Origin of the sequence: Pandoraea sp. XJJ-1, from assembly GCF_026802345.1 — a bacterium.
GTDB lineage: Bacteria > Pseudomonadota > Gammaproteobacteria > Burkholderiales > Burkholderiaceae > Pandoraea > Pandoraea cepalis.
The window spans coordinates 3780649-3806337 of the sequence record NZ_CP113827.1; the positions used below are offsets into that span (position 1 = coordinate 3780649).

A 25689-nucleotide genomic window follows, 5' to 3' on the forward strand; every position below is an offset into this window, starting at 1 on the left:
CGTCCCCAGGAGACATGGATGGATGTGCCTCAATTTCAGGCGTTGATCGCCGACCTGACGCGACAACTCGATGGCCGCGCCCTCGACGCCTCCCTCGCCGATTGGCTCAACGCGCATTACGGCGCCGGCTCCGCCGGTTACGAAGCACTTGCCGACGCCTGTCGCACCGGCGTTGCCGACGGCTGGCTGTGCAACCGCGAAGGCGGTGGCATTCGCTACGGACGCGTCATCAAGCCCACGCCCGACACGCACGGATTTTCCGTCGACGTGGTGGACATGGCCGATCTGGCCGGACCGCACCATGCGCATCCGAATGGCGAAATCGATCTGATCATGCCGCTCACTCCCGGCGCAACGTTCGACGGACACCCGGCGGGCTGGTGCGTTTACGGTCCCGGCACAGCCCATCGACCAACAGTCGCCCACGGACGCGCCCTCGTGCTGTATCTGTTGCCAGACGGCGCCATTGAATTCACGCGCAGTGCCTGATCCGGCGCCTGCCCCCTTCCTGATTCCCCCGGTTCATGCTCATGCACTCCCCTGCCTTGCTGGAAAACTATGTCGCCGGCCATTGGGTGGCCGGTAGTGGCGCGCCCACCGCGCTCACCGATCCCGTGACAGGCGAGACACTCGCCTTCGTATCGAGCGCCGGTCTGGATCTCGACGCCGCGTTCGCCTTCGCGCGAGACGTCGCCGGCCCGGCGCTGCGCGCCTTGTCGTATGGCGAACGCGCGCAGCGACTCTCACAGATTGTCGCCACCTTGCAGGCGAACCGCGACGACTACTACGCCATCGCCACAGCCAATTCAGGAACGGTCGCCACCGACTCCGCCGTCGACATCGATGGCGCTATCTACACCCTGTCGACGTATGCCAAGCTCGGCGCAACGCTGGGCGACGCGCACACGCTGCTCGACGGCGCGGCGGTGCCGTTGGCCAAGGATGCGTCGTTCGCCGTGCGTCACGTGTTCCGTCCGACACCGGGGGTGGCGCTGTTCATCAACGCGTTCAACTTCCCCGCGTGGGGACTTTGGGAGAAGGCCGCGGGCGCGTTGCTCGCGGGCGTGCCGGTCATCGTCAAACCGGCGACATCGACCGCCTGGCTCACGCAACGCATGGTGGCCGATGTGGTCGCCGCCGGTCTGCTGCCGCCGGGCAGCCTGTCGGTGATTTGCGGCAGCGCCGCCGGTCTGCTCGACCGGATCGGCCCGTTCGACGTGGTCTCCTTCACCGGCTCGGCCGACACCGCTGCCACGCTGCGCGCGCATCCGGCGTTTACCGAACGCTCGGCGCGCATCAACGTGGAGGCCGATAGCCTGAACAGCGCCGTGCTGCTGCCCGACGCGGCGCCCGGCACCGCCGCGTTCGACCAGTTCGTGCGCGAGGTGGCGCGCGAGATGACCGTCAAGGCTGGCCAGAAATGCACGGCCATTCGGCGCGCGATGGTTCCCGTCGCGCACTTCGATGCCGCGGCCGCCGCCATTGCCGAGCGTCTGGCCAAGACGGTCGTCGGCAATCCGCGCAACGAGGCCGTCAAGATGGGCTCGCTCGTCGCTCTGGCGCAAAAGCGCGCCGTGCTCGACGGCATCGCCTATCTGCAGGCGGAAGCCGAAACCCTCTACGACGGCAATCGCGAGACTGCCTTCGTCGACGCCGGTACCGACAGCGCATGCGTGGCCCCCGTGCTGCTCGGCCTGCGCGATGGTGCGCGCGGACAGCGCGTGCACGACACCGAAGTCTTCGGCCCGGTCGCCACGCTCGTCGGCTATCGCGATCTCGACGAAGCGGTCGCGCTGGCCAAACGTGGGCAGGGCTCCCTCGTCGTCTCGCTGTACAGCAACGACGCCGTGGCCATGCGCGCGCCCGCCCTCGCGCTGGCCGACGCACACGGCCGTGTGCACGCGGTCGACCCATCCGTCGTGAAGACACAGACGGGCCACGGCAACGTCATGCCGCAATCGCTGCATGGCGGCCCGGGCCGCGCCGGCGGCGGCGAGGAACTGGGCGGTTTGCGCGCGTTGCGCTTCTATCACGTGCGCTCGGCCGTTCAGGGTCCCGCCGCGCTGATCGAAGCGATCACGCAGGATGCTGTCGAACTCCCGAAGGCGTAATCTGTTCTTCAGCGGCCGTCGCAAACCGTCGCAGTCAAGGTGATTCATTCAGGCGCCGCCAGAGCGCCGACAAGTCCTCACGCCGCGCGTGCACGCCTCCAACGAGTGCGCCGTGCGGTGATCCACCGGAGACACCATGGAAGCCGTACTTACCCCACCGCCGGCGAACTTCAACTTCGCCGCGCATCTGGAGGCGCTCAACCGCGGGCGCGCTGCCAAGACTGCTTATCTCGACGACACGCGCGCGCTCACCTATGGCGAGCTGGCCGAGCAAAGCCGACGTTTCGCGACCGGGCTCGCGCGCGCGGGGATTCATCGTGAAGAGCGCATTCTGCTCATCATGCTCGACACCATCGACCTGCCGGTCGCCTTTCTCGGCGCCCTGTACGCCGGTGTGGTGCCTGTCGTCGTCAACACCTTGCTCACGGCCGACGATTACGCCTACATGATCTCGCACAGCAAGGCGCAGCTCGTGATTGCGTCCGGCGCGCTCCTGCCGACCGTGCAGGCCGCGCTCGACAAGGTGGCCGAGAGCGCGGCGCCGCCGCCCTGCATCGTCTCGCAACCGATCGCGACCGAGGCGGGCAACGCGCGCGCCCTGCCGACCTTCGACGCCCTGGTCGACGGCCCCCCGAGCGCACTGCCCGCCGACACCGACGGCGACGACATCGCCTTCTGGCTATATTCGTCAGGTTCGACCGGCAAGCCCAAGGGCACCGTGCACACGCACGCCAACCTGTACTGGACGGCCGAGACCTATGGCCGCCACGTGCTCGGCATTCGCGAAGATGACATCGCCTTCTCCGCGGCGAAGCTCTTCTTCGCTTACGGGTTGGGCAATGCGCTGACGTTCCCACTCTCGGTCGGCGCGAGCGTCGTGCTGATGGCCGAGCGACCGACCGCGCAAGCCGTGGCACAACGGCTTCGCGAGCATCGCCCGACGATTTTCTACGGCGTGCCGACGCTCTACGCCAACCTTCTCGCCTCGCCGCACCTGCCGGCCCGTGAAGACGTGGCGCTGCGGCTGTGCACGTCGGCGGGCGAGGCGTTGCCGCGCGAAATCGGCGAACGGTTCACGGCGCATTTCGGGGCGGAGATTCTCGACGGAATCGGCTCGACCGAAATGTTGCACATCTTCCTGTCCAATCGTGCCGGCCAGGTCGCCTACGGGACGACGGGCGAACCGGTGCCGGGCTACGCCGTGGCATTGCGCGACGAAGACGGTCATCCCGTGCCCGACGGCGAGATCGGCGATCTGTACATCAAGGGCCCGAGCGCAGCGCTCATGTATTGGTGCAATCGCGACAAGACGCGCGCGACGTTCCTCGGCGACTGGCTCAAGAGCGGCGACAAGTACCAGCGTCTGCCCAATGGGTATTACGTCTATGCCGGGCGCAGTGACGATATGCTCAAGGTCAGCGGCCAGTACGTCTCGCCCATCGAAGTCGAGATGGTGCTCATGCAGCATGACGCAGTGCTCGAGGCAGGCGTCGTGGGACGCGACGACGGCGGCCTGACCAAGACACAGGCCTTTGTCGTGCTCAAGCCCGGCATCGCAGCCACCGACGAGATGGCCACCGAGTTGAAGGCCTTCGTCAAGGCGCGCCTCGCCCCGCACAAATACCCGCGTGAGTTGGTGTTCGTCGACGATCTGCCGAAGACGGCGACGGGCAAGGTGCAGCGCTTCAAGCTGCGCGAGTTGCTTTAGGAGACGACAAGACGATGTCGGACGTACAGTTCGCCCGGATCGAGACGGCCTCGCACGGCCCGCTCTCGCTGGAATACCGATGGCTCAACCGTGAGCTTGCCGATGCCCCGCTGCTGGTCTTCCTGCACGAGGGGCTGGGCTCTGTTGCGATGTGGAAAGACTGGCCGCAGCAGTTGTGCGACGCGGGCGGCTTTCGCGGGCTCGTCTATTCGCGCAACGGCTATGGCCGCTCCACCCCGCGTGAGCCCGACGAGAAATGGCCGGTCGACTTCATGCACCGTCAGGCGCGGGAAGTGTTGCCCGCCTTTCTCGACGCGGTGGGCGTCGGCCCCGAGCAGGCCGGGCACGTGTGGCTTGTCGGCCATAGCGACGGCGGCTCGATCGCGCTGCTGTTCAGCGCGGCATTCCCCGACCGGCTCGCCGGTGCGGTCGTGCTCGCCCCCCATCTGTTCGTCGAGGATCTGTCGGTGCAGAGCATCGCGAAGACGAAGACGGTGTACGAGACGACCGACCTGCGCGCGAAGCTTGGTCGCTATCACGACGACGTCGATTCGGCGTTTTGGGGTTGGAACGATATCTGGCTGGACCCGGCGTTTCGCGAGTGGAATCTGGTCGGCGCGGTGGCGAGTATCTCGAAGCCGCTGCTCGCGATCCAGGGCGAGGACGACGAGTACGGCACGATGGCGCAGATGGACAGCATTGCCGCGCATGTGCCGCACGCGAGCGTCGTGAAGCTGCCGGCGTGCGGACACTCACCGCACCGCGACGCGCCCCAGCCACTGGCCGAGGCCATCATCGCGTTCATTGGCCGCCATCACGCGGCGGCAAACCGTCAGGCGGCATGACGTGGCGGGCGCGCGCCCACCGAGGGAGGGCGCGCGTTGCGACGATGCCCGTCGTCAGATCACTCGCACCCCGGGCGTGCCCGGACGCATGGCGCCAATGATGCCGGCTTCATGGAAGCCGTCGGCGCGGAAGACCGCGAGCACATCGTCGACCGCGCCGGGCGCGCACGACACCAGCAAGCCGCCCGCCGTCTGCGGATCGCACAACAGATCGCGATCACGCGTCGTCAGCCGCTCCCCCAGCTCGACCGATGCCCCGTAGGACGCCCAATTCCGGCCAGACGCGCCAGTAATACATCCCTGGTCGGCCAGTTCGCGCACGCCGTCGAACAACGGCACGTCGGACATGCGCAGATACGCCGCCAGATTCGCGCCGCGGCACATTTCGAGCGTGTGACCGAGCAAACCGAAACCCGTCACATCCGTGAGGGCATGCACGCCGGGCAATGCCGCGAGCGCCGGGCCGACACGGTTCAGGCGCGTCGTGGCGTCGATCATGCGGCGATAGCCCGCCGCATCCAGTTGGTTCTTCTTGAGCGCCGCCGACATCACGCCCACGCCCAGCGGCTTGCCGAGCACGAGTACGTCGCCCGCCTGTGCATCGGCGTTGCGCTTGAGCCGCTTCGGATGCACCACCCCGAGCGCGGCGAGACCGTAGATCGGCTCGACCGAATCGATGCTGTGCCCGCCGGCAATCGGAATGCCCGCCTCGGTGCAGACCGATTCGCCGCCGCGCAGAATCTCGCGAATCGTCTCGCGTGGCAGCACGTTGATCGGCATGCCGACGATCGCCAGCGCAAAAATCGGCTTGCCGCCCATCGCATAGATGTCGGACAGGGCGTTGGTCGCGGCGATGCGGCCGAAGTCGAACGGGTCGTCGACAATCGGCATGAAGAAGTCCGTCGTCGCGATGATGGCCTGCTCGTCGTTGAGCTGGTAGACCGCGGCGTCGTCGGAGGTTTCCGTGCCCACGAGCAGCGCGGCGGGTGCCGGCAGCGGCGTGTCGTTGCGGGCGAGCAGTTCGGAGAGCACGCCCGGCGCGATCTTGCAGCCGCAGCCGCCGCCGTGCGAGAGCGAAGTGAGACGCGGAGCGGCCGGTGTGGCGCCCGCTTGGGTTGCATCGATTGCGGTCATGGTCGTTGGTGTGCGTTGCGAATGGCCGGGAACCCGTCACAAGGCGTGCGGCAGCCTCGATCGGCGCGTCGCCGGCGAGAAATTCGCACTCGCTGCGCCCGGAATGACGACAGTTTGCCAAAAGTCGACGTATTATGAAGCAGCTTTTGCATGTCGATTTGTCTCGAAATGGCGGTCGACGGCATGAGGCGACCGATTCACCGCGTCCCGCCATCGGGGGGACGCCATTGCCGCAGCATCGCAACACCCTAACCACTACGCGCCGTGAGCGCTGACGCCTAAGGGGACCCCACCATGCAACGCCGCCGCTTCCTCTCGCTGGGCGCCTTCGCCCTGCCCGCTTCCGTTCTGTCCACTTCACTCGTTCCCACCGCGGCCCAGGCCGCGTCGACGGACTCGCCGTCGCCGGGCCCGGCCGACGGCTGGCGTACGTTCGAGCTGACCACGCGCGTCGACTTGCCCGCCACGAGAGGCCCGGCGAATGTCTGGCTGCCGGTGGCGATATCGCCGTCCGGTACCTACCAGCATGCCCTTGGCACGCGCTGGGAGGCCCCGGGCGCGAATGCCGCGTTGCGCATGGTGCATGGCGCATCGGGCATCGGTGTGCCGATGCTCGCGGTGGCGTGGCCCGAGGGGGCGGCCCAGGACACGCGCACCGTCACGCTGGTGAATACCTTTACCACGCGCGATCGATCCGTTGACTTGTCGCAGCCGCCCTCGGCCAACGCCCCGCGCGAATCGCCGGAGGTGTTGCGTCAGTATCTCCAGCCGACAGCGCTCCAGCCGACCGACGGCCTCGTGCGCGAGACGGCCGAGAAGATCACGCGCGGCGAGACGGGCGATGTGGCAAAGGCGCGCGCCATCTATCAGTGGATCGTGGAAAACTGCCGGCGCGAAGGCACTGTGCGCGGCTGTGGCACGGGCGACGTGCGCTACATGCTCACCACCGGCAACCTTGCGGGCAAATGTGCCGACATCAACGCCCTCTTCACCGCACTCGCGCGCTCGGTCGGCATCCCCGCCCGCGATGCCTATGGCGTGCGCGTCGCGACGTCGCGGCGGGGCTTCAACAGTCTGGGCAAGGCAGGTGACGTCACGCGGGCGCAGCATTGCCGCGCCGAGTTCTACGCGGCCGGCTACGGGTGGGTGCCGGTCGACCCGGCGGACGTGCGCAAGGTCATGCTCGAAGAAGTGGCCGGCGGTCTGCCGATCGACGACCTGCGCGTGCGGGCCGCGCGTGCGATGCTCTTCGGCCAATGGGAAATGAACTGGGTCGCGTTCAATCACGGCGCGGACATTGCGTTGCCGGAGGCCCCGGGCGCACTGGCGGCGCGCCAGAGCACCGTGCCGTTCCTCATGTATCCGAATGGCGAGGTGGCGCACGCCCGACTTGACAGCCTCGATCCGGACACCTTCCGCTATCGCATGAACGCCCGCGAAATCACCGCCTGACGTCACGCACGAAGGAGCGCACCGCCATGCATCGCCGTCATTTTCTTCACACCCTCGGCGCCCTCGGCACGGCCGGTGCGCTGGGGGGCGTCGGCGCACCGGCGCGGGCCGCCGGGCCGGTCAATGGGGCGGCGGAAGTCGATGACAGCGCGCTCGCGGGCACGTCCGGCGGCACGCTCTCGGCGTGGCGTGGGGCCACGCCCGCCTTTACGCTCGATGGACTCGACGGCCGGCCGCACGCCTTGTCCGAATGGCGTGGACGCGTGGTCATCCTCAACTTCTGGGCCACGTGGTGCGGCCCCTGCCGCGAGGAGATTCCGGCGATGGGCGAGGTGGCACGTCGATACCGTCAGCGCGGCCTCGCACTGGTCGCCGTGAATTACAAGGAACCCCTGGCGACAGTCAAGCCGTTCCTCGACAAACTTCCCATCGACGGCACCGTGCTGCTCGACGCCGACGGTGCCGTCTACAAGCGTTTCGGATCGCTCGGGCTGCCGGCCACCTATCTCGTTGATCGCGCGGGCAACGCGCGCTTCTGGCGCATGGGCGAACTGGAATGGAGCGACGTGGGACTGCACGGGCATATCGAGGCGTTGCTCACGCAAAAGGGGGGCACGACGGCCTGAGTGTGCGTCGTTGCTGCCCCCCCCACGGCATCAAGCCTCTTCCGACTTCCCCCCTCATCCGGCTGCGATCGACTGCGCGGCCTCGCGCACGTGATAGAGCAGTCGCGCCGCCGGCCCGGCGAGCACGCCTTCGCGGTGGGCGCAAAACAACGGTGCACGTGGCGCGGGCGCAAGCGGCCGGTAGACGATACCTTCCACCTGCATGCGCATGAGCGATGCGGGCACGACCGACACGCCCAACCCGGCCGCGACGAGCGAGAGCGTCGTCAGCAGACGCGGTGCTTCCTGCTCGATGTTCGGACTGAAGCCTGCGCCATGGCACGCCGCGATGATGGCGTCGTACAGCCCCTGCCCGGTGCGGCGCCGATACAAAATCAGCTTCTGCGTGGCAATGGCCGTCATCGGCACGGCGGCTTTGCCCGCCCGCCCCGTCAGGGCCAGCGGATGCGCCGACGGGACCGCGAGCACCATCGGCTCTTCGAGCACCGGTACGAAGACAATCTGCGCGGTATCCCCCTGCGGCTGGCGTACGAATGCAACGTCCAGTTGCCCGTCGCGCAGGCCGTCGAGCAGCTCGCTTGTACTGCTCTCGTCGAGCATCAGCGAGACGGCTGGCGCATCGCTTCGGAAGGTACGAATCACCGTCGGCACGAACGGGTGCAGTGCTGCGGAACTGGTCAGGCCTACCGACAGCCGTCCCTTGATGCCGGCCGCGACGCGGCGCACGTCGTCGACCGCCTGATCGAGTTTGCGCACGACCTCGTACGCGTCGCCAAGAAACGCCTGGCCGGCGTCGGTGAGCGCCATGCCGCGCGGCAGGCGCTCGAAGAGCGTCACGCCCAGCTGGCTTTCCAGCACCCGGATCTGCTGCGAGAGCGGCGGTTGTCCGATGCCCAGACGCTCGGCCGCGCGCGTCATGTGCCCCGTTTCAGCCACCGCAATGAAGTAGCGCAATAACCGCACGTCGATATTTGCCATATTGATTCGATATGATTCAAGTCACTTCCATATATTGGACAATATAGCGCAATCCGCCTACGCTCAAGGGGTTGCGCGCGGCATCGGTGCTGTCCGTCCTTCGATGGCCCCCTGTCTTGCGTCCCCCACCGCAGTCCCGTTTTCAGATCGAACCCGCCATGAGCCTTCCGGCCCCCTCCGCACCTGCAGACTCCGGCCTGCCCGCCACGACGCCGGCGCCGCCAGTTGCCGACGCCCCAAGCATTCGCGCCTTGTTCCTGGGCTTCCTTGGCCTTGGCATGACCGCGTTCGGCGGAGCGCTGCCGTTGGCGCGTCGGATGATCGTCGAGAAGCATCGATGGATCACGCCCGCCGAATTCACCGACTTGCTCGGGCTGTGCCAATTTCTGCCCGGCGGCAACATCATCAATCTGTCCGTCGCGCTCGGCATGCGCTTTCATGGATGGCGCGGCGCGCTCGCATCGATCCTCGGCCTGATCGCCGTGCCGTCGGCGGTGGTGATCGCACTGGGCACGATCTATCAGCATTTTCAGCACGACCCGCACGTGCGGCATCTCTTCGCCGGACTCGCAGCGGCCGCTGCCGGGCTGTTGATCCAGATCGCCTGGAAAGTCTCGTGGCCGCTGCGCAAGTCCGTGGTGCTTGCCGCGGTGGCGGCGGCGTGTTTCATCGCCATCGCGGTGCTGCGCGTGCCGCTCGTGCTCACCATGCTGGTGATGACACCGATCTCCCTTTACGCCACGTGGCGGGTGTCGCAATGACCGGCACCCTCGTCTCGCTCGCGCTCATCTTCTCGCAGTTGTCCGTGCTGGCCTTCGGTGGCGGCAATACCATCCTGCCGGAGATGGAGCGTCAGGTCGTCGATCTGCATCACTGGATGACGTCGGAACAATTCAGCGCACTGTTTGCGCTGGGGCAGGCGGCGCCCGGCCCGAACCTCATGATCGTGCCGCTCGTCGGATGGCACGTGGCCGGCTGGCAGGGTATGCTCGTGACATCGCTCGCGAAGTTCGGGCCGTCATCGCTCATCACGATCGGCGTGTTGCACCTGTGGGAGCGCTTCAAGGACCGGCCATGGCGTCGCCTTGTGCAGGCTGGTCTGGTGCCGATGACGGCGGGACTCGTTGCCGCGAGTGCGGCCTTGATCGTCGAAGCGTCGGCGACATCGTGGTGGCTCGGCGGGATCACGGCGGCCGTGGCGGTGCTCGCCATCCGCACGCGCGTGCATCCGCTGTGGTGGCTCGCTGCGGGCAGCATCGCGGGTTTGCTCGGCGGGGCGTACCTGTAGCGGCAGCGGTCGCGCCCGCCGCTTACGTCACCCCCTGCCCGCCTCGCGCACTTGCGCGTACGACGCGTGCCAGTGATCACGGCCCAACGCGCCGATCCCGTCGACCAGATGCATCCAGTCGGTGGACCCGATCACCAGCGACGCGGGCGTATCGCCGCGTGCCAGCGCCGCAAGACGGGGTGGGCATGGGGTGCACCGGCCGGCCCCTCCAGGCCTTCCGGCCACGAGCATCACTCGGGCAATCCATGGCGCAACGTCCATCGGAATCGCCGGTACCAGAACATCCCCCGCCTGCGGCAACGGTTCGTCGGTCCAGCGCCAAGCGAAGCGCGCGCTGATACTCGCGCGTGTCGCGACGCCGATGGCGTCAAGTACGCGCTCACAGGTCAGCCCGCGCTGCGCGGCGGTATTCAGCGCGCGGACGGCGAGATTTCGCCAGTCGCCATCACCGCCGCAGTCAGCGCGTACGCTGGCGGCGAACAGCGCGACCACGCGGGATCGAACGCGCCGCAGGGCCTCCGGATGGGTCAGCATCGCGCGGGCGTCTCGCGTGTCGTCCGAGAGATCGTCAGTCGTCTCCAACGGATCGAACAGTTGCACGTCGACCGGATGAACGCTGAAGGTCGGCGAGCCCTCGGCATCGTGTCGCCAATCGGGTTCGAGACGTTCGCGCAGCAGCGCGAAGGCAGCATCGTCACGGATCAGCGAGGGACGGTCGTCGCTCAGGTTGAGCGCGCGCCGGACGGCGCCGGGCAGCCGGAAACCCAGGCCATGGGCCAGTAACTGGCAAAGCCCGATGACTCGGTCGCTTTGCGCCAAGCTCGCTTGCGGCGCGTCGGCGAGATGCAGAATCAGCGATTCCGCGATGCGCAGTTCCGCGAACTTGCGGCGCGTCGTTGCGCTGGCGCGTTGCGAAACCGCAGTGGGTGGCAGGGGATGGGCGGCGGTCTGCGTTGCGTCGAATGCCGCCAGACACTGGCGCATGGCCGTGACTTCCTCCACGGTCCGACGCCGCAGTTGCGCATCGGTGTCGAGCGCCCACTCGCGCAGCGCGCCCTCGCCCGCAGTGCAGGCGCGCTCCAGCGCGCGCAGCTCGGGCCAAAGATATCGGCACGTGGCGCCCACCGTGACGGCGCTCAGCGCACAGGCGAACGTCACCTCAGCGGCCCCGGTGAGTGCTGCGCCGTGTCGCTGATACCCCAGGCACGCGCTCTGCCATGCGTCGTTGAGCAGGTGGTGCAGTCCGCTGTCTCGCAAACACGCGGATGCGCCTGCGAAATCGCCGCGGACCCCGTCATGCAGGCAGTTCACTGCCTCGTTGGCCAAGCGCATGAACGGATTCACCGGGTGGGATGCTGCATGGGAAACGAATGGCATGTCGGCGCCTCCTGGATGTCGGAAAAGCGAGCATCGTCCACCGTTGCGGCGCAAGACGCTTCAGGATTCGCCCGCCCTTCTGTCGGACCGCCTCACGCAGAATCTGGGATGATGGACGCATTGCGTTGCCACCGAATCCGTTGGAGGCTCCATGTCGATCGTCCCCGAGTTGGCCGCATCCCACTCTGCTTTGCTTGGGCCGCTTGGGCGACTCGCGCGCTCGTGGGTCCCGACGTGTCGACGTGATGGCCCCCTGCGCGCGGGGACGCGTGTGCTCGTGGGCGCGCTGACAGCCGTGGCCGTCGGCCTGAGCGCGGCGGTGGCACGGGCGGCCGATCCTGCCCCGGAGGCCCTTCTCTTCTCAAAAGCCGTGCCGGGCAGTGCCTTGCCATCCGGATGGCGAAACCTGCCGGTCGTGAGCGGGAAGAAACTCACCACCTACGCCGTCGTCGTCGATGGCGGGCGCAACGTCATCGAGGCCACTTCGGTCGACTCTGCCTCGGCGCTCATGGCTCAGGGCGACGGCGTCGACCTGAGCGTGACGCCCGTCGTGTCATGGCGCTGGAGAGTCGACCAGGCGATCCCGGGCGCCGACAACCGGGTGGGCGACAAGGAGGATTCGCCGGCGCGGCTGGTGTTTTTCTTCGACGGCAACACATCGTCGCTGCCGTTCGGCGATCGGGCGGCCATGGCGCTCGCCAAGGCGGGGGGCAAAGACCTGCCCTATGCCACGCTGATGTATATCTGGTCCAACGATGCCGCGCCGGGCGGTGTCATCCAGAACCCGCACACCGATCGGGTGCAGATGCTCGTGGTGGCGGGCGGCAATGCGTCGCTCGGCAAGTGGCAAACGTTCTCGCGCAACGTCGCGGCGGACTACGAACGCATCTACCGGGAGAAGCCGGGCAAGCTGCTCGGCTATGGCATCTTTACCGACAGCGACAACACGCACGCCAGCGCGCACGCCTGGTATGGCGACGTTCGGTTCGGCGCGGGAAAGTGACGCCACGGCGTGCGCCGCGCGCAGGGCGATGTCGCGAGACATTCCGCGCCCGGTTTTATCTGCCGACACCGATTCGAGAGGCGGCGACCATGCCGTCGAAAAAATCCCGGAAAGCCCCGTCTGACGGGGCCTTTGCGCTATTACAACAGTCACTTGCGTGCTACGCTATCTCGCCTAGAATCTGAGCCAGAGTTTGTCGACGGGCTCATTGCTGTTCACGCCTCTCACCGCCCCGCGAGCGCCATGCAAAAGAATCGCCAGCCCAAGGACGTTACGTTCGCTTCCAGTCCGGTATTGCAGTCGCGCATGTCGATGTGGCGCTCCAAGTTCGTCGTCATCACGATCACCCTCGCGTTCATCGGACTGGTCGCACGAGCGTTCTGGATTGCCGGCCCGGGCAATAGTTTCTATATCGCGCAGGGTGAAAAGCGATACGAGCACACCATCGTCATGCCTGCGGTGCGCGGCAAGATCGAGGATCGCGACGGCCGCGTACTCGCAACCAGCCTGCCGATGCGCACCATCTGGGCGGTACCGGCCGAGGTGCCGGACGACTTGTCCGACAGTGCCCTGCAGAAGGCCAGCAAACTGCTCGACATTCCCGCGAAGGAACTGCGCGCCAAGCTCATCGGCGAGAAGAAGTTCGTCTATGTGAAGCGTCAGGTCTCGCCGGAGATCGGCAAACAGATGGAAGTCCTGGGCATCCCCGGCGTGTACGAAAGCAGCGAATACAAGCGCTTCTACCCCGAAGGCGAAGTCGCGGCGCATGTGGTGGGCTTCACCAATGTCGAAGACAAGGGCCAGGAAGGCATGGAGCTGGGCGAGGAGCCCTTGCTCGAGGGCAAGGCGGGCGTGCGACGCGTCATCAAGGACCGCATCGGCCGGACCATTCAGGACCTCGACGACTCCAGCCCGCCGCGAGACGGCAAGGACATTCGCCTGACGCTGGATACACGTGTGCAGTACATCGCCTACGAGGCGTTGAAGAATGCACTGGAACGCACGGGGGCGAAAGCGGCGATGGCGGTCGTCATCGATGCCAAGTCCGGTCAGGTGCTGGCGCTGGCCAACTTGCCGACCTACAACCCGAACGACCGAGCGCATTTGACGGGCGAGCAATTGCGCAACCGCGTGTTCACGGATGTCTTCGAACCGGGCTCGATTCTCAAGCCGTTCACCATGGCGCTGGCGTTGGACCTGCATCGGCTCACGCCGACCACGCTCATTGACACGGGGCCCGGGCGATACGTCTTCGAAGGCGCGACCATCAGCGACGACAGCGCGAATGGCGTGTTGACGGCGGCGGGTGTCATTCAGAAGTCGAGCAACATCGGCATGACCAAGGTGTCGACGATGTTGCGGGCGGAGGAAATGTGGGACATGTTCACCGAGATCGGACTGGGTCAGCAGCCGAAGCTGGGGTTCCCGGGGGCGGTATCGGGGCGTTTGCGTCCGTACAAATCGTGGCGGCGGATCGAGCAGGCGACGATGGCGTACGGTTACGGGATCTCGGCGTCGCTGTTCCAGTTGGCGCGCGCGTACACGATCTTTGCCAACGATGGGGTGCTCGTGCCCATCACCATCATCAAGCCGGATACGCCGGTGCAGCCCGAGGGCGTGCGGGTGATCGACGCGCACACGGCGGCTGAAATGCGTCAGATGCTGGCGGGCGTGGTCGATACGGGCGGGACGGCCACGACGGCGCAGGTCGCCGGTTACAGCATTGGCGGCAAGACCGGCACGGCTTACAAGGCGGGCGCGCACGGATACGATCACTCGAAGTATCGGGCATCGTTCGTGGGGATCGCGCCGTTGTCGGCACCGCGCCTGGTGATTGCGGTATCGGTGGATGAGCCGAAGGCGTCGCAGCACTTTGGTGGTCAGGCGGCGGGACCGGCGTTTGCGGAGATTGCATCGCAGGCGTTGCCGCTGCTGGGGATTCGTCCGGATCTGCCGGTGCGGCCCGGGGTGATCCTCGCCGCGCCGACGTCGGATACGCCGCCGGATGACAAGGCGGCGTCGCACGGATAGGGCTTTGTGGGCTTGATATCGGTTCGTAGTGTCTCGTAGTGCCTCGTAGCGCCTCGCAGCTCCGTGTTGCGCCCGTATGTCTTGATGCGCCCGTATGTCCTGATGCGCCCGGTCGCTTCCAACGTTAGCGGCAAATCGGGTTGGGGGCCGCCCGCGGCACTCCAATGCCTGTTAAGTCGCACCGCGGGCGGCCCCCAACCCGATACGTCAATGCACACGATGCGACGCCCACCGTCGGGCGACCGAGGTGGCTGGTAAAACAGGACGCGTGAGCGAACCGTGCCGCCGCCCCCGATCCGTCAACGATTGCGATGCGACGCCCCCATGGGACAACCAAGGCGGGTGGTGAGACAGGATGCGTGAGCGACGCTTGCCGGTGCCCTGACGGAGCGACTTTAAAGTGGAGCGCAGTCAGGGTACCGGCAAGCGTCGCGGGTATGGGGGATTGCGGGGGCGTTGGAGGTGAATGAGCGGGCGGTGTCGACGGATCGGGAAGGTGTGAGCAAAAAAGGCGGTTCGATGACTCGAACTGCCTTTTTTGCGTACTGAGGCGCCAAACGGCACGCACAAGCCCGTGCCCCCCGGCAACGCGTCGAATCATTCACCGAAACCGGTTAGCGAGTCGGCTCGGAAATCGGTTGGAAGGCCGCCCCTCCAAAGCGCCCCAAAAAGAAAAAGGCGGCCCGGAAACCGGCGCCGCCTTTCTCTCACTTGTCCGAAGAAACGCAGACAAGTTCTGAAGAAGCCTTACATCCCCGGCATCATCAGTGTGTTGGCGTTGTGCATGATCCACAGCGAGCCGACCAGCACGATGGACACGATCAGGATCGTGAACGCGAAGGCCATCACGTTCCAGCGCTGTTCCGACGAACGGTCCATGTGCAGGAAGTAGATCAGATGGACGATGATCTGCACGAGGGCCGCGCCGAGAATCAGCGGCAGCACCGTCGACGGCGGCATCGTGCCATCCATCACCAGCTTGAACGGCACGACCGTGAGGATCACCGCGAGCACGAAGCCGATCAGGTACGACTTCACGCTGCCGTGGCTACCCCCGGCCGCATTGTGGCCAGCGTCGTGGCCGTGCGATTGCACCGATTTCGTATTGCTCATTTACATCGCTCCCATCAGGTACACGACCGTGAACACGCCAATCCACACCACGTCCAAGAAGTGCCAGAACAGCGACAGGCATTGCAGGCGCGTGGTGGTGGTCGAGTTCAGACCCTTCTTGCCGATCTGGAACATCAGCACGGCCATCCACAGCAGGCCCGAGGCCACGTGCAGACCGTGGGTGCCCACCAGGGCAAAGAACGACGACAGGAAACCGCTACGGTTCGGGCCCGCACCTTCCAGAATCAGATGGTGGAACTCATACAGTTCCATCGCGATAAACCCGGCACCCAGCAACCAGGTCACCGCCAGCCAGCCCAGTACCGTGCTCTTCTTGCCGTTGTGCAGCCCCACCATGGCAAAGCCATAGGTGATCGACGAGAACAACAGGATGAACGTTTCGACCAGCACGAACTTCAGGTCGAACAGTTCCTTGCCCGTCGGGCCGCCCGCAGACGAGTCACGCAACACCGCAAAGGTGGCGAACAGGCCGGCGAACAGCACCAGGTCGGTCATCAGGTACACCCAGAAACCGAAGATCGTGTTGCCACCGGTGTCGTGGTGCGCGTGGTCGTGCGCATGCGCATCGGCATGCGCGCCAGAGTGTTTGAGAACTTCGCTCGTCATGATTAAGCCTTTGCTGCTGCGGCCAGTGCCTGATGGTGAGCCGTTTCAATGGCCACCACTTCCGGCGACTGCACGTAGTAGTCGATCGAATCGTCGTTGCTGCGGCAGATGAAGGTCACGATCATGCCGACGAAGCCGACGATGGCCAGCCACCAGATGTGCCAGATGGCCGCGAAACCGAACACCAGCGAGAACGCACTGATGATGAAACCGGCGCCGGTATTCTTCGGCATGTGGATCGGTGCGTAGCTCGTCTTCAGATCGCCCTTGATGCCGTGGGCCTTGCGATAGGCCAGCTCGTCGATGTCATGCACGCGCGGCTCTTCGGCAAAGTTGTAGAACTGCGGCGGCGACGACGTCATCCATTCCAGCGTACGGCCGTTCCAGGGATCGCCCGTCGTGTCGGCCAGCGCCTTGCGGTTCTTGATCGAGACGACCAGTTGCAGCACCTGGAAACCGATACCGGCGGCGATGAACAGTGCCCCCACCCACGCGGCGATCAGCCACGGCTGCCACGCAGCGTTTTCGTAGTGGTTCAGGCGACGGGTCATGCCCATCAAGCCCAGCACGTACAGCGGCATGAACGCGAGGTAGAAGCCGATCAGCCAGCACCAGAAGCTTGCCTTGCCCAGACGCTCGTCGAGCTTGAAGCCGAAGGCCTTCGGGAACCAGTAGTTCATCCCGGCGATGTAACCGAACAGCACGCCACCGATGATCACGTTGTGGAAGTGAGCAATCAGGAACAGCGAGTTGTGCAGCACGAAGTCGGCGCCCGGCACGGCCAGCAGCACCCCCGTCATGCCACCGATCACGAACGTGACGATGAAGCCCAGCGTCCACAGCACCGGCACGGTCATTTGTACGCGACCGCGGTACATCGTGAAAAGCCAGTTGAAGATCTTCACGCCGGTCGGGATCGAGATGATCATCGTCGCGATACCGAAGAACGCGTTCACGTTGGCACCCGAGCCCATCGTGAAGAAGTGGTGCGCCCACACGAGGAACGACAGCACCATGATCGCAGCCGTGGCGTACACCATCGACTTGTAGCCGAACAGCTTCTTGCCCGAAAACGTCGAGATGATCTCCGAGAACATACCGAACGCCGGCAGAATCAGGATGTACACCTCCGGGTGACCCCAGATCCAGATCAGGTTGATGTACATCATCGGATTGCCGCCCAACTCATTCGTAAAGAAATGGAAGTCGAGGTAGCGGTCGAGCGATAGCAGCGCCAGCGTCACCGTCAGCACCGGGAACGCGGCGCACACCAGCACCATCGTGCACAGCGAGGTCCACGTGAAGACCGGCATCTTCATCAGGTTCATGCCCGGCGCACGCATCTTCAGAATCGTGACGACGAAGTTCACACCCGTGAGCAACGTCCCCAGACCCGAGATCTGCAAGGCCCAGATGTAGTAATCCACCCCCACGCCCGGACTGTATTGAATGCCCGAGAGCGGCGGGTAAGCCAGCCAGCCCGTGCGCGCGAATTCACCCACGCCCAGCGACAGGTTCACCAGCGCTGCGCCGGCCACGAACAGCCAGAACGAGAGCGTGTTCAGGAACGGGAATGCCACGTCGCGGGCGCCGATCTGCAGCGGCACCACGAGGTTGACGAGACCCGTCATGAACGGCATCGCCACGAAGAAGATCATGATCACGCCGTGGGCGGTGAAGATCTGGTCGTAGTGCTCCGGCGGGAGAATGCCCGGCGAGTTGTGCGCGAGCATGAGCTGCGTACGCATCATCAAGGCGTCGGCAAAGCCGCGCAGCAGCATAACGAGCGCGACGAGCACGTACATGATGCCGATCTTCTTGTGATCGACCGACGTGACCCATTCGTTCCACAGGTACTTCCACTTGCCGAAGTAGGTGAGCAGCCCAATGATGCCCAGCCCCCCCAGCACCATCATGCCGACCGCGCCGACGATGATCGGCTCGTGGTACGGGATGGCTTCGAGAGTCAGTTTGCCAAACAGCGTTGACATTGTTGTTTACTCCTTGTGCGCGTGCGCAGACGCACCGGCGTGCATCGCATGCGCGCCGGCATTGTCCATGGCCATGGTCATCGCGGCGGCCGGTGCCGTCGCGGTGTCGTTGGCCGCACCCTTCATGTCCATCTTCATGTCCATGCCCTTCATGTCCATGGCACCGTGGTTCTCATGGCCGTCCTGCTGCTGGGCCATGCCGGATGCCATCGGGGCGTGCACGATCGACTGGAACAGGTTCGCGTCGACCGAGCTGTAGTACGTGACCGGCGTGTTCTCGCTCATCGGCACGAGCGATGCGTAGGCGTCGCGGTCGAGCACCTTCTTCGACTCGCGCACCTTCGTCACCCATTGCTCGAAGTCGTTGTCGGTCATCGCCAACGTCTTGAAACGCATGCCCGAGAAGCCGCCGCCGCTGTAGTTCGCCGAAATGCCGTCGTACGCACCGACGTGGTTGGCGATCAAGTGCAGCTTCGTCTGCATACCGGCCATCGAGTAGACCTGGCTACCCAATTGCGGAATGAAGAACGAGTTCATGATCGATTCCGACGTGATCTTGAAATTCACGGGGGTATCGACCGGAACGGCCAACTCGTTGATCGACGCAATCCCTTGCTCCGGGTAGATGAACAACCACTTGTAGTTCATCGACACCACTTCGACCGTGATCGGCTTCACATCGCTTTGCAGCGGCTTGTAAGGATCGAGTTCGTGGGTGGAGACCCAGGTGATGCGCGCGAGGATCGCAATGATGATGATCGGCACGAGCCAGACCACGACCTCGATGGCCGTGGAGTGCGACCAGTTCGGTTCGTAGCGGGCCGCCTTGTTGCTCGCGCGATATTTCCACGCAAACCACAGCGTCATCAAGATGACCGGAATCACGACGATCAGCATCAGCCAGGTGGCCGTGAGAATCAGGGATTTGGTCTCTTCTCCGATCTGCCCCTTGGGGTTGAGAACGGCCATGTCGCAGCCAGCCAAAAGCAGCGGCGAGCACAGGGCGAGGAGCCTTAGCAATCGCGGGTTTCTGTGTTTCTTCATGTCACACGACAGGGTTGAGTTGGCCAACGAACGGCGCAACACGGGCTTACCGGCCTGATGCAGGGTCGCAGGAGGTTGGCAAGGGTTAAGGTGAGACGGGAGCAGTCGCCGCGCCGATATTGCACCGGCCGAACTACGACGACTGTGTCATCGAAAAGACGGGAACCGGGGCGGGTTGCCGCCCCGAAGACCTCAAGTCACTGCCCGACTTCTTGTCTTTTACTTCCATCACGGTGCGGCATTATGCCGAAGTTTAATTAGGCCGGACATCGCACACACACCGGCGCGACAATGTGTCGCGCAGCCCTCACGCATACGCGCGCGACGTTTTCAAAGCAGATCGGCACGTGTTTGGCGGTAAACGCTGTGCAATGCAGCAATTCGGGAAGGTTCTTAGATTTCAAGAGGTGCGACGTTGTGTCGCACCTCCATTTGCCGTGTCGCAGCGAAACGCACCGGATTGGTGCATCGAGAGGAAGGGAAGGCAGCTGAGGACGTTGGCCCGGCGTTTCAATCCAGCGACAGGCGCACGGCGAACGCCAGGAGCGCCGCGCCGAACGACCAGCGTTGGACTTTTTGTGCCAGCGGACGGGTGCGCAGCCAGCGGGCGATGCGGGCGGCACCGAAGGCGAGCGTCACGTCGAAGATCGCACCCACGACCAGCAGCAGTACACCCAGTTCGAGCACCTGCGACCACATGGGCCCGGCTTCGGCGCGGACAAACTGGGGCAGCAGCACCGAACAGAACAGCAGCGCCTTCGGATTGAGCACGCTGGAGAGCACACCGCGCCGCACGGCATGCGCGAGCGGCGGTGCAGCGTCGGTCGGCGCGGCCGCGGCCTCGATGCCGAACGCCGGAGAACGCCAGATCTGGATCGCCACCCACGCCAGATAGATCGCGCCCGCGATGCGCACCGTCTCGAAGAGCCACGGCGCCGAACGCAACAACGCCGCCACGCCGCAGGCCGAGAGCGTTACGTGCCCGGCACGCGCCAGCGCCAAGCCGGCCGCCGTCGCCAATCCGTGCCGCACCCCTCGCGTCATGCTCGTCTGCATGACGAGCGCCATATCCGGGCCCGGCAACGCGTAGACGACGATCAACGCACCGACGAAGACGGTGAGCAACTGCAGCGAAACCATGATTTTCCCCTGACGGCCGCAATGGCGGAAACGAACCTCATGATCTCGCTATTCAACGAGCGATACACAGCGTTTTTCACTCACAATTCTTTAATAATTTAGCTTATTTCACCAATAAAGTGCATTTCACATTGGAGTCTCACCAAGTTAGAGGTCACACCCGCGACAATCAACCTAATCCGGAAGGATGAGGGCAACACTTTCCGGAAATTGCAGATCGTGGTGGAATGCCATCTTTGTAGTAGCTTTCGTAGCGGGATACTCATCATGAACGAACTCGACGCCATCGATCGGGCGATTCTCTCCATCGTCCAGCGCGATGGCCGCATTTCCAACGCCCGGCTCGCCGAACGTGTGTCGCTGTCCGAAACACCCTGTGCGCGACGTCTGAAACGGCTCGAAGCCGAGGGCTATATCACCAGCTATCGGGCAGAACTTTCGAACCGCGCGCTGGGGCTGGGCGTGACGGCATTCGTGCATGTGCGCTTCGCCGTGCATGACCGCGCGCTGTCCGAGCAGTTCGAGCGCGAAGTCCAGGCCATCGAGCGCATCGTGTCGTGCCACAACATCTCCGGCAGCGCCGATTACCTGCTGGAGGTGGTTGCCACGGATCTCGACGATTACGGCATGTTTACGCGCGACGTGCTGCGCGCCCTGCCCGGCGTCTCGTCAATCGAATCGATGCTGTCGCTGCGAGAAGTCAAACGCGATACCGGTGCGCCGTTGCTCTAATCCGACTCTCGGCGGCGTGGCGCGCATTTGCCCGTAGAATGGCGGACTGACTCGACTTAGCAGACCTCAGGTGCCTCATGCCGGACGCCACGCCCGTCGTACCCTCCCAGCCGACCTCCCTGCCGCGCAATGCGCTCGGGGCCAGCGCCGCCAACGATGACGCCCTGATGTTCGATCTCGCGCCCGTTTCGCTCTGGCTCGAGGACTTCAGCGGTGTGAGGCAACTGTTCGACGAATGGCGCGCGCAAGGGGTCACCGACCTGCGCGCCCACTTCAGGATCGACCCGGCGCACGTCGCCGCTTGCTCGCGGCGCATTCGTGTCATCAAGGTCAATCGACGAACGTTGTCGATGTTCAACGCCCCATCGCTCGACGCGCTCGTGGCCGGCCTGCCGCGCATCTTCCGCGACGACATGCTCAAGACCCACATCGAAGAGCTTTGCCAGTTGTGGGACGGCCGTACACACTTCACGAGCAAGACGGTCAACTACACGCTCGATGGCCGGCGTCTCGATGTGCTCCTGAACGGCTCGGTCCTGCCCGGGCACGAAGCCACGCTGGAACGCGTGCTGATCTCGCTGGAAAACGTGACCGAACTCGAACACACCCGCGAGCGCGTGACGATGGGCGAGCAATACGCACGCGGGCTGTTCGAATACTCGCCAGTCTCGCTTTGGGTCGAGGATTTCAGCGCAATCAAGTTGTTGCTCGACGACGCCCGTGCGCGTGGCATCACGGACTTCCGCACGTTTACCGACGTTCACCCCGAATTCGTGGAACGGTGCATGACCGAGATCCACGTGCTCGACGTGAATCGCCATACGCTTGCGATGTTCGTCGCGCCCGACAAGGCCTCGCTGCTCGCCCGCCTGCCCGAAGTGTTCCGCGACGACATGCGACACAATTTCCGCGAGCAGTTGGTCGACCTGTGGGAGAACAAGCTGTTCCAGCAGCGCGAAGTCGTCAACTACGCGCTCGATGGCAACGAGATCAACGTTCACCTGCAATTCGCGGTGCTGCCCGGTCACGAGGCGCGCTGGGACCTGGTGCTCGTGGCGCTCACTGACATCACCGCGCGCAAGAAGGCCGAGTCGTATCTCGAATTCCTCGGCAAGCACGACGTGCTGACCAAGCTGCGCAACCGCTCGTTCTATGTCGACGAACTCAATCGGCTGGAGCGCAAGGGGCCCTATCCGGTGACGGTGATCGTCGCCGACCTGAACGGCCTGAAGACCGTGAACGATCAGCTAGGGCACGCCGCAGGCGACGCGCTGCTGCGCCGTGCGGGCGAGGTGTTGGGCAAAGCGGTCACCGCCCCGCAGATCGCGGCGCGCATCGGCGGTGACGAATTCGCGTTGCTGCTGCCCTCCACCGATGCGACGAGTGGCGCGACGCTGATCGAGAGCATTCGCCAACTCGTGGAGTTGAACAACTCGTTCTACCCTGGCACAGCGCTCTCGTTCTCGATGGGGATGGCGACGTGCGAGGCTGGAGAGCGGCTCGAAGCCACGACCCAACGGGCCGATTTGCTGATGTACGAAGAAAAGCGCAATCACTACGCCGGCACCATGAACGAACGGCGTGTGCTCGATGGACTGCCGTCCGGCACCGGCGAGATGAGCGGTGGCGGCAGTCGCGACTGAAGCGACTAGCGCGGCTGGAACGCGATCAGGCTCATGCCCGCTAACGCAATGGCCACACCGGCCATGTCCCACGGCGTTGGGCGCACCCCGTCCACGAGCCATAGCCACACGATCGCCACGCTGATATAAACGCCGCCGTACGCCGCATAAACACGACCGGCCGCCGACGGATGCAGCGTCAGCAGCCACGCGAAAAGCGCGAGCGACATCGCCCCCGGCACAAGCAGCCATGCGCTGCGATCGTGCTTGAGCCACAGCCAGGGCAAATAGCAGCCGACGATCTCCGCCACCGCCGTGACGACATAAAGCAGGAAGGTTTTCATCGTGCGATTATGCCCGGCGCGAATCGAATGCGTCATATCGCAGGCAACATCGACAGGCTAATCGCCGGGTGGCCTACAATGCCGCGTCTACCGGAGAAGCTCATGGAATCGTTGGAAGCACGCGTCGTCGAACTCGAAGTCAAGGCGGCGTTTCAGGAAGATTTGCTTGAAACCCTCAACGACATCGTCACGCGTCAGGAGCAGCAGCTCGATTTGCTGCAAAAGCAGATCAAGGCGCTGTACCAGCAGATGCAGTCGCAGGGACAGGGGGGGAACGATGGCAATCCACGCCATGAAGTCCCGCCGCATTATTGAACTGGATCGAACCGGATCGAACTGGCGGGCCGGTAGCGCCGTTGCGCGAAGACGAACGTGCGTGGGCACGGATTGACACGGTTCGCACGGGCAATTGCCGCACGCAGAACGATTCTGCGTCGTCCGGGTCACATCATCATCGACGATTCAGGCATGGCCGCGCCGTGCCCGTCCCTCGGACCTTCGTAACATGACCGCTTACCGCCCGCCTCGTCGCCTCCTCCCCACCGACACCTCGGACAGTTCCGTGACCTCGCGCCGCGACGCGCTGCGCCTGACGGCGGCGGGGCTCCTCGGCCTTGCGCTCGCCCCGCTCATGCGCCCGGCCAATGCCGCGTACAACATCTGGACCGGCGAGTACACGATGACACGTCAGGACATCGAGGCGGCCGTCGGCAAGCGCTTCCCGACCACGCTCAACTACGGCCAACTGCTGTCCGTCGAACTGACGCATCCGAAAATCGGCTTCAACCCGCAGGCCAATCGCGTCATCACGCAGATCGACGCGCAATTGCAGAACGTCTTGCTGCAAGGCCAGCCGCTCGCTGGCGTGCTGAGCCTGTCGAGCGCGCTGAAATACGACCCGGTCAAACGCGCCGTGTTGCTCGACAACCCGAACGTCGAGCGTGTGGATGTGAACGGCATGCCCCCGGCATACGACCAACAATTGACGGCCATTGGTGGCTCTCTCGCCCAGCAAGTACTCAATCAGTATCCGATCTATACATTCAAACCCGAGCAATTGCGTTATGGCGGACGCGATGTCGAGCCGGGCGCCATCACCGTGCTGTCCGACGGCATCAAGGTCGAAGTCAAAACGAAGTGACAGGATCGCGCGCCGTGTCGCAAAAGAACAAGGGCAGCCCGCGGGCTGCCCTTGCCTTATGCCGCAGGGTTCTCCGGCGTCGCGCTTGCGCGTGAGACCGGGAACGCCACGAACTCAGACCACCGTCAGCGTCACGTCGATGTTGCCACGCGTGGCGTTCGAGTACGGGCACACGATGTGTGCCTTCTGTACCAGCGCTTCGACCGTCGCGCGATCCACGCCCGGCACGCTGATCTTCAGTTCCGCCTGAATGCCGAAGCCCGTCGGGATCTGGCCGATTCCGACGCTTCCGTCGATCTTCGTGTCGGCGGGCAGCGCAATCTTTTCCTTGCCCGCCACGAACTTCAGCGCGCCCAGGAAGCAGGCCGAGTAACCCGCGGCAAACAGTTGTTCCGGATTCGTGCCGCCAACGCCCGCGCCGCCCATTTCCTTGGGTACAACCAGCTTGACGTCAAGCACGCCGTCGGACGACACGGCACGGCCATCACGGCCTCCGGTCGCGGTGGCATGGGCGGTGTACAGCACTTTTTCGATCGACATAACGAACTCCTGGTGAGTAGAGAATTTCACTTCCAAACTTCGATCGCCCCAGCCCGGCACACCTTCCCGGTGTTGCCTTCCGGCCCGACGACCCCTCTGACATCCGCTGGCCGGCTCGTGCGAGCCGGCGTCAACTCAAGCGACGCCGCACACCGACGCCACCACATCCTCCAGGCGCGACGGCGCCCGGAACAAACGGGAAGCCATCACGCTCCCCTGAAACCCGGCAAACAGCGCACGCGCAGTACTATCGGGCGACGACGTCAGCGTGAGCGAACCGTCTGCCACGCCCTGGGCCAGCACACGTGCCAACCACGCTTCGTGATACGCGAAGAATCGCTGCACCGCTTCGCGAACCGTCTCCGGCAGCGTTTCGATGTCGGCCGCCAGCATGCCGCACAGACAGATCCGATGCCCGTCGGCCGCGATGCGCCCGAATCCTCGCGCGTACAACGCCAGCTTCTGCGCAGGCGGCAGTGCCTCGTCGATGCCCGCCAGCCCTTCCTTGATCAACGCGTCGTAAGCCTTGATGGCTTCGAGTACGAGATCTTCCTTGGCCGGGAAGTAATAGTGGATGCTCGACGTCTTGACCCCGACTTGCTCAGCGAGGTCCCGATAGCTGAAGCCGTTGTAGCCCCGCGTCATCAGGAACCGCTGCGCATGCTCGAGTAGTTGTTCCTTGACCGTCGGTGTCGTTGGCGATGTGTGTGTGCGATTCATGAAACGAACTTTATCTATCAGTAGATAGATAGTCAAGCCGTTTTATCGGATCGATCGATGGATTTTTTCAATGAAGGCCATAGCCGGGACGCCACTTCACCCCCTCCCATGTACGGCGCCCA

Annotated in this window: 25 protein-coding genes; 14 read left to right on the forward strand and 11 right to left on the reverse strand. The window is 64.6% G+C overall.

From position 1 onward, the window contains the following. Nucleotides 1-18: 18 nt before the first annotated feature. The 4 genes from OYT13_RS17410 to OYT13_RS17425 all read left to right on the forward strand — a co-directional run bounded on the left by OYT13_RS17410 (nt 19) and on the right by OYT13_RS17425 (nt 4664). Entirely contained in the window at nt 19-489 is a 471-nt protein-coding gene (locus OYT13_RS17410) for a DUF4863 family protein (RefSeq protein WP_017234257.1), read from the forward strand. Nucleotides 490-524: 35 nt separating this feature from the next. Continuing rightward, on the forward strand, nt 525-2111 hold the full coding sequence (locus OYT13_RS17415; RefSeq protein WP_261938177.1) for a 3,4-dehydroadipyl-CoA semialdehyde dehydrogenase: 1587 nt from the start codon (nt 525-527) through the stop codon (nt 2109-2111). A gap of 136 nt (nt 2112-2247) precedes the next feature. Then, nucleotides 2248-3819 (forward strand): benzoate-CoA ligase family protein, encoded by a 1572-nt coding sequence (locus OYT13_RS17420; RefSeq protein WP_268566719.1) that lies wholly within the window; start codon nt 2248-2250, stop codon nt 3817-3819. A 14-nt stretch (nt 3820-3833) separates the two neighbouring features. Further along, entirely contained in the window at nt 3834-4664 is an 831-nt protein-coding gene (locus tag OYT13_RS17425) for an alpha/beta fold hydrolase (RefSeq protein WP_268566720.1), read from the forward strand. 54 nt (nt 4665-4718) lie between these two features. Here the strand turns inward: OYT13_RS17425 and selD are convergent, their stop codons facing one another. Next, the gene (gene selD, locus OYT13_RS17430; protein ID WP_017234261.1) at nt 4719-5798 is read right to left on the reverse strand and encodes a selenide, water dikinase SelD; all 1080 of its coding nucleotides are present in this window, start codon (nt 5796-5798) and stop codon (nt 4719-4721) included. A gap of 294 nt (nt 5799-6092) precedes the next feature. Between selD and OYT13_RS17435 the strand changes: the two genes are divergently transcribed. Then, nucleotides 6093-7250 (forward strand): transglutaminase-like domain-containing protein, encoded by a 1158-nt coding sequence (locus tag OYT13_RS17435; protein WP_017234262.1) that lies wholly within the window; start codon nt 6093-6095, stop codon nt 7248-7250. 26 nt (nt 7251-7276) lie between these two features. Further along, nucleotides 7277-7876, forward strand: coding sequence for a TlpA family protein disulfide reductase (locus OYT13_RS17440; protein ID WP_017234263.1), 600 nt, complete (start codon nt 7277-7279; stop codon nt 7874-7876). Nucleotides 7877-7930: 54 nt separating this feature from the next. Here OYT13_RS17440 and OYT13_RS17445 read toward each other — a convergent pair whose 3' ends face one another. After that, the gene (locus OYT13_RS17445; RefSeq protein ID WP_017234264.1) at nt 7931-8854 is read right to left on the reverse strand and encodes a LysR family transcriptional regulator; all 924 of its coding nucleotides are present in this window, start codon (nt 8852-8854) and stop codon (nt 7931-7933) included. Between the two features lie 158 nt (nt 8855-9012). Here OYT13_RS17445 and OYT13_RS17450 point away from each other — a divergent pair, with 158 nt between their 5' ends. Both OYT13_RS17450 and OYT13_RS17455 read left to right on the forward strand, forming a co-directional pair. Beyond that, complete coding sequence (locus tag OYT13_RS17450; protein ID WP_261938175.1) at nt 9013-9615, forward strand: chromate transporter; 603 nt, start codon at nt 9013-9015, stop codon at nt 9613-9615. Next, nucleotides 9612-10142: a chromate transporter gene (locus tag OYT13_RS17455; RefSeq protein ID WP_017234266.1), complete on the forward strand. Its 531-nt coding sequence runs from the start codon at nt 9612-9614 to the stop codon at nt 10140-10142. Before OYT13_RS17450 ends, OYT13_RS17455 begins: the two co-directional genes overlap by 4 nt. Nucleotides 10143-10169: 27 nt before the next feature. Here OYT13_RS17455 and OYT13_RS17460 read toward each other — a convergent pair whose 3' ends face one another. Next, a complete protein-coding gene (locus OYT13_RS17460; protein WP_268566721.1) occupies nt 10170-11519 on the reverse strand; it encodes a hypothetical protein in 1350 nt (449 codons plus the stop codon). A gap of 151 nt (nt 11520-11670) precedes the next feature. Here OYT13_RS17460 and OYT13_RS17465 point away from each other — a divergent pair, with 151 nt between their 5' ends. Continuing rightward, nucleotides 11671-12522 (forward strand): DUF3047 domain-containing protein, encoded by an 852-nt coding sequence (locus tag OYT13_RS17465; RefSeq protein WP_268566722.1) that lies wholly within the window; start codon nt 11671-11673, stop codon nt 12520-12522. Nucleotides 12523-12765: 243 nt separating this feature from the next. After that, on the forward strand, nt 12766-14553 hold the full coding sequence (locus OYT13_RS17470; protein ID WP_017234268.1) for a peptidoglycan D,D-transpeptidase FtsI family protein: 1788 nt from the start codon (nt 12766-12768) through the stop codon (nt 14551-14553). A gap of 747 nt (nt 14554-15300) precedes the next feature. On the opposite strand, the gene OYT13_RS17475 is transcribed toward OYT13_RS17470, so the two are convergent. The 5 genes from OYT13_RS17475 to OYT13_RS17495 form a co-directional block, all read right to left on the reverse strand. After that, a complete protein-coding gene (locus tag OYT13_RS17475; protein WP_017234269.1) occupies nt 15301-15666 on the reverse strand; it encodes a cytochrome o ubiquinol oxidase subunit IV in 366 nt (121 codons plus the stop codon). Beyond that, nucleotides 15667-16293, reverse strand: coding sequence for a cytochrome o ubiquinol oxidase subunit III (locus OYT13_RS17480; protein WP_017234270.1), 627 nt, complete (start codon nt 16291-16293; stop codon nt 15667-15669). 2 nt (nt 16294-16295) lie between these two features. Further along, the gene (gene cyoB, locus OYT13_RS17485; protein WP_026132005.1) at nt 16296-18275 is read right to left on the reverse strand and encodes a cytochrome o ubiquinol oxidase subunit I; all 1980 of its coding nucleotides are present in this window, start codon (nt 18273-18275) and stop codon (nt 16296-16298) included. A 15-nt stretch (nt 18276-18290) separates the two neighbouring features. Beyond that, on the reverse strand, nt 18291-19328 hold the full coding sequence (gene cyoA / locus OYT13_RS17490; RefSeq protein WP_083902321.1) for a ubiquinol oxidase subunit II: 1038 nt from the start codon (nt 19326-19328) through the stop codon (nt 18291-18293). Between the two features lie 510 nt (nt 19329-19838). Beyond that, nucleotides 19839-20468 carry a LysE family translocator gene (locus tag OYT13_RS17495; protein WP_017234274.1) on the reverse strand — a complete coding sequence of 210 codons (630 nt, stop codon included), beginning with the start codon at nt 20466-20468 and terminating at the stop codon, nt 19839-19841. A 267-nt stretch (nt 20469-20735) separates the two neighbouring features. Here OYT13_RS17495 and OYT13_RS17500 point away from each other — a divergent pair, with 267 nt between their 5' ends. Both OYT13_RS17500 and OYT13_RS17505 read left to right on the forward strand, forming a co-directional pair. After that, complete coding sequence (locus tag OYT13_RS17500) at nt 20736-21200, forward strand: Lrp/AsnC family transcriptional regulator (protein ID WP_017234275.1); 465 nt, start codon at nt 20736-20738, stop codon at nt 21198-21200. Between the two features lie 77 nt (nt 21201-21277). Beyond that, the gene (locus OYT13_RS17505) at nt 21278-22843 is read left to right on the forward strand and encodes a sensor domain-containing diguanylate cyclase (RefSeq protein ID WP_268566723.1); all 1566 of its coding nucleotides are present in this window, start codon (nt 21278-21280) and stop codon (nt 22841-22843) included. Between the two features lie 5 nt (nt 22844-22848). On the opposite strand, the gene OYT13_RS17510 is transcribed toward OYT13_RS17505, so the two are convergent. Beyond that, a complete protein-coding gene (locus OYT13_RS17510) occupies nt 22849-23166 on the reverse strand; it encodes a YnfA family protein (RefSeq protein WP_026132006.1) in 318 nt (105 codons plus the stop codon). A 102-nt stretch (nt 23167-23268) separates the two neighbouring features. Between OYT13_RS17510 and OYT13_RS17515 the strand changes: the two genes are divergently transcribed. Both OYT13_RS17515 and OYT13_RS17520 read left to right on the forward strand, forming a co-directional pair. Beyond that, complete coding sequence (locus tag OYT13_RS17515) at nt 23269-23481, forward strand: SlyX family protein (RefSeq protein ID WP_017234278.1); 213 nt, start codon at nt 23269-23271, stop codon at nt 23479-23481. A 247-nt stretch (nt 23482-23728) separates the two neighbouring features. Then, complete coding sequence (locus OYT13_RS17520) at nt 23729-24307, forward strand: DUF1439 domain-containing protein (protein WP_017234279.1); 579 nt, start codon at nt 23729-23731, stop codon at nt 24305-24307. A gap of 114 nt (nt 24308-24421) precedes the next feature. Here the strand turns inward: OYT13_RS17520 and OYT13_RS17525 are convergent, their stop codons facing one another. Together OYT13_RS17525 and OYT13_RS17530 are read right to left on the reverse strand one after the other, a co-directional pair. Further along, nucleotides 24422-24847 (reverse strand): organic hydroperoxide resistance protein, encoded by a 426-nt coding sequence (locus tag OYT13_RS17525; RefSeq protein WP_017234280.1) that lies wholly within the window; start codon nt 24845-24847, stop codon nt 24422-24424. Nucleotides 24848-24982: 135 nt separating this feature from the next. Continuing rightward, the gene (locus tag OYT13_RS17530; protein ID WP_026132008.1) at nt 24983-25567 is read right to left on the reverse strand and encodes a TetR/AcrR family transcriptional regulator; all 585 of its coding nucleotides are present in this window, start codon (nt 25565-25567) and stop codon (nt 24983-24985) included. Between the last annotated feature and the right edge of the window lie 122 nt (nt 25568-25689).

Coding starts and splice junctions, on each gene's coding strand:
- OYT13_RS17410 (WP_017234257.1), top strand. CDS start 19: ATGGATGTGCCTCAATTTCAGGCGTTGATCGCCGACCTGACGCGACAA.
- OYT13_RS17415 (WP_261938177.1), top strand. CDS start 525: ATGCTCATGCACTCCCCTGCCTTGCTGGAAAACTATGTCGCCGGCCAT.
- OYT13_RS17420 (WP_268566719.1), top strand. CDS start 2,248: ATGGAAGCCGTACTTACCCCACCGCCGGCGAACTTCAACTTCGCCGCG.
- OYT13_RS17425 (WP_268566720.1), top strand. CDS start 3,834: ATGTCGGACGTACAGTTCGCCCGGATCGAGACGGCCTCGCACGGCCCG.
- selD (WP_017234261.1), bottom strand. CDS start 5,798: ATGACCGCAATCGATGCAACCCAAGCGGGCGCCACACCGGCCGCTCCG.
- OYT13_RS17435 (WP_017234262.1), top strand. CDS start 6,093: ATGCAACGCCGCCGCTTCCTCTCGCTGGGCGCCTTCGCCCTGCCCGCT.
- OYT13_RS17440 (WP_017234263.1), top strand. CDS start 7,277: ATGCATCGCCGTCATTTTCTTCACACCCTCGGCGCCCTCGGCACGGCC.
- OYT13_RS17445 (WP_017234264.1), bottom strand. CDS start 8,854: ATGGCAAATATCGACGTGCGGTTATTGCGCTACTTCATTGCGGTGGCT.
- OYT13_RS17450 (WP_261938175.1), top strand. CDS start 9,013: ATGAGCCTTCCGGCCCCCTCCGCACCTGCAGACTCCGGCCTGCCCGCC.
- OYT13_RS17455 (WP_017234266.1), top strand. CDS start 9,612: ATGACCGGCACCCTCGTCTCGCTCGCGCTCATCTTCTCGCAGTTGTCC.
- OYT13_RS17460 (WP_268566721.1), bottom strand. CDS start 11,519: ATGCCATTCGTTTCCCATGCAGCATCCCACCCGGTGAATCCGTTCATG.
- OYT13_RS17465 (WP_268566722.1), top strand. CDS start 11,671: ATGTCGATCGTCCCCGAGTTGGCCGCATCCCACTCTGCTTTGCTTGGG.
- OYT13_RS17470 (WP_017234268.1), top strand. CDS start 12,766: ATGCAAAAGAATCGCCAGCCCAAGGACGTTACGTTCGCTTCCAGTCCG.
- OYT13_RS17475 (WP_017234269.1), bottom strand. CDS start 15,666: ATGAGCAATACGAAATCGGTGCAATCGCACGGCCACGACGCTGGCCAC.
- OYT13_RS17480 (WP_017234270.1), bottom strand. CDS start 16,293: ATGACGAGCGAAGTTCTCAAACACTCTGGCGCGCATGCCGATGCGCAT.
- cyoA (WP_083902321.1), bottom strand. CDS start 19,328: ATGAAGAAACACAGAAACCCGCGATTGCTAAGGCTCCTCGCCCTGTGC.
- OYT13_RS17495 (WP_017234274.1), bottom strand. CDS start 20,468: ATGGTTTCGCTGCAGTTGCTCACCGTCTTCGTCGGTGCGTTGATCGTC.
- OYT13_RS17500 (WP_017234275.1), top strand. CDS start 20,736: ATGAACGAACTCGACGCCATCGATCGGGCGATTCTCTCCATCGTCCAG.
- OYT13_RS17505 (WP_268566723.1), top strand. CDS start 21,278: ATGCCGGACGCCACGCCCGTCGTACCCTCCCAGCCGACCTCCCTGCCG.
- OYT13_RS17510 (WP_026132006.1), bottom strand. CDS start 23,166: ATGAAAACCTTCCTGCTTTATGTCGTCACGGCGGTGGCGGAGATCGTC.
- OYT13_RS17515 (WP_017234278.1), top strand. CDS start 23,269: ATGGAATCGTTGGAAGCACGCGTCGTCGAACTCGAAGTCAAGGCGGCG.
- OYT13_RS17525 (WP_017234280.1), bottom strand. CDS start 24,847: ATGTCGATCGAAAAAGTGCTGTACACCGCCCATGCCACCGCGACCGGA.
- OYT13_RS17530 (WP_026132008.1), bottom strand. CDS start 25,567: ATGAATCGCACACACACATCGCCAACGACACCGACGGTCAAGGAACAA.